Origin of the sequence: Streptomyces boluensis (genome assembly GCF_009908195.1) — a bacterium.
GTDB classification, from domain to species: domain Bacteria; phylum Actinomycetota; class Actinomycetes; order Streptomycetales; family Streptomycetaceae; genus Streptomyces; species Streptomyces boluensis.
In genome coordinates, this window is the sequence record NZ_JAAAHS010000644.1 from 1 (window position 1) to 2,220 (window position 2,220).

The 2,220-nt window shown below is 70.0% G+C and carries 2 protein-coding genes; one reads left to right on the forward strand and one right to left on the reverse strand.

Annotated features, from left to right (window positions below; genetic code table 11):
- Positions 1–1,447: LCP family protein (locus GUY60_RS37010; RefSeq protein ID WP_246236128.1), on the forward strand; the 1,447-nt coding region annotated here is incomplete at its 5' end.
- Between the two features lie 13 nt (positions 1,448–1,460).
- On the opposite strand, the gene GUY60_RS37015 is transcribed toward GUY60_RS37010, so the two are convergent.
- Positions 1,461–2,009 (reverse strand): acyl-CoA thioesterase, encoded by a 549-nt coding sequence (locus GUY60_RS37015; RefSeq protein WP_161705890.1) that lies wholly within the window; start codon positions 2,007–2,009, stop codon positions 1,461–1,463.
- Positions 2,010–2,220 lie beyond the last annotated feature (211 nt).

Below are 2,220 nucleotides of genomic sequence, written 5' to 3' on the forward strand. Positions count from 1 at the left end.
CCCCCCTAGGCAGCGGCCCCGCCCGCAGACGCAGCAACGCTCGCGTACGCCTCAGCGGCAGCCGGCGAGACCGCGCTGGGCCATGCGAGTGGCGACGACCCTGTCCGTGGTGGTGCTCGGAGCCGCCGGGATCGGGCACGCGGTGGTGAGCGGCCTTGACACCGGGATCGCCCGGGTCGACCCGTTCAAGGACATGAAGAACCGGCCCACCGCGGGTGACGGCATGAACGTGCTGCTCGTGGGCACCGACGGCCGCGACAGGATCAGCGAGGCGGAGCGCAGGAAGTACCAGCTCGGCGGGGCGCCCTGCCACTGCACGGACACGATCATGATCGTGCACATCTCGGAGGACCGGAACCGGGCCAGCATCGTGAGCCTGCCGCGCGACTCGTACGCGGAGGCGCCCACCCACACCGACCAGAACTCCGGCGAGAAGCACCACACGCACCCGGTCAAGCTCAACGCGGCCTACGCGGAGGGCGGCCCGAACCTCACGGTGCGCACCGTCGAGCACATGACCAAGGTGAAGATCGACCACTATCTGGAGGTCGACTTCACCAGCTTCATGAAGACGGTGGACGTGCTCGGCGGGGTGGAGATCTGCACGGCGGACCGGTTGAAGGACTCGTACACCGGCCTCGACCTGAAGGCGGGCAAGCACCAGCTGAACGGGGGCGAGGCGCTGCAGTACGTGCGCTCGCGCCATATCGACGGGGCCGCCGACCTCGGCCGGATGCAGCGCCAGCAGCGGTTCATGGCCGCGGTGATCGCCAAGGCCACCTCGTCCGGGGTGCTCCTGAACCCGGTGAAGTTCCGCGATGTGACGCAGACGGTGCTCGGCTCGGTGCGGGCCGACAAGACCTTCGGCTCGGACGAGATGCTCGACCTCGGCCGGGCGATGCGGAACTTCACGCCCGCCTCGTCGGAGTTCACCTCGGTGCCGATCGGCAAGATGGGCTTCGCGGTGCCGAACATCGGCTCGACCATCAAGTGGGACCCGAAGAAGTCCAAGAAACTCTTCGACGCGCTGCGCGAGGACAAGCCGCTCGTGCCCTACCCGGTGCGCAAGCCGAAGGCGCTCGCGGTCGCCGTGGCGCCGCAGCAGATCCGGGTGCAGGTGGAGAACGGCACGAAGACCTCGGGCCTCGGCAAGAAGGTCGACAAGGCGCTGCGCTGGACCGGCTTCCGCACCACCGGCGCCCCGGTCCCCGCGGACAAGCCCGGCGCGCAGCGGACGGTCGTGGCGTACGACCCGCGCTGGGACCGTTCGGCGAAGTCGCTGGCGACGGCGCTGCCCGGCTGCCAGTTGAAGGCGGTCAAGGGGCAGGGCTCACTGCTGAAGGTGATCGCGGGCGCCGACTACAAGGGCGTCACGCGGGTGCAGGCGGAGGATCCGTACCAGGGCGAGTTCGGGGTGACGACCGGGGACCAGGTGGTGTGCGGGTAGCAAGGGCGGGGGCTCAGTCCTCGATGCCCTCGGCGGCCCGGCGGTCCCGGAGGTCCTTGATCGCACGGCGGCGGGCCAGGCGGTGGGTGCGGCGGATCTGGGCTTCCTGGTAGCGGCGCTTGTCGCGCTCCGACTCCGGGACCACCTCGGGCACGGTGCGCGGCTTGCCGTCCGCGTCGACGGCCGCGAAGACCAGGTAGGCGGAGCCGACCTGCTGGGCGGGGGTCGACTCGTTCCAGCGCTCGGCGAGGACGCGGACGCCGACCTCCATCGAGGTGCGGCCGGTCCAGTTCACCTGGGCCTTCACATGGACGAGGTCGCCGACCCGGACCGGCTCGAGGAAGACCATCTCGTCCATGGAGGCTGTCACGGCCGGTCCGCCCGAGTGCCGGCCGGCCACGGCGCCCGCCGCGTCGTCGACGAGTTTCATGATCACGCCACCGTGCACCGTGCCCAGGAGGTTGGTGTCGTTGTGGGTCATGATGTGGCTCAGCGTGGTCCGGGAAGCCGCGGTCGGCTTGCCCGGAATCTCCGCCTCCGGGGGACGGGCCTGGTCTGTCATGCCGTCCACCTTATGCCCGGCCGCTTTGCATCAGCTCTGCAACAGCCGGGGACCGATCCTGCCCCAGGCCTTGTCGGGCGCCTCTTACAGGCCTGCACACTGGTGCGTATGAATGACTGGCCCAACCGAGACCAGGGGTACGGACGCGGCAGCTCGAACCCGCAGCCCGAGGGTGCCCGCGTGATGCGCCACGTCCAGCGTGGCGCATCAC

Bases quoted from the DNA above. Each gene is read 5' to 3' on its own strand.
- GUY60_RS37015 (WP_161705890.1), bottom strand. From the start codon at position 2,009: ATGACAGACCAGGCCCGTCCCCCGGAGGCGGAGATTCCGGGCAAGCCG.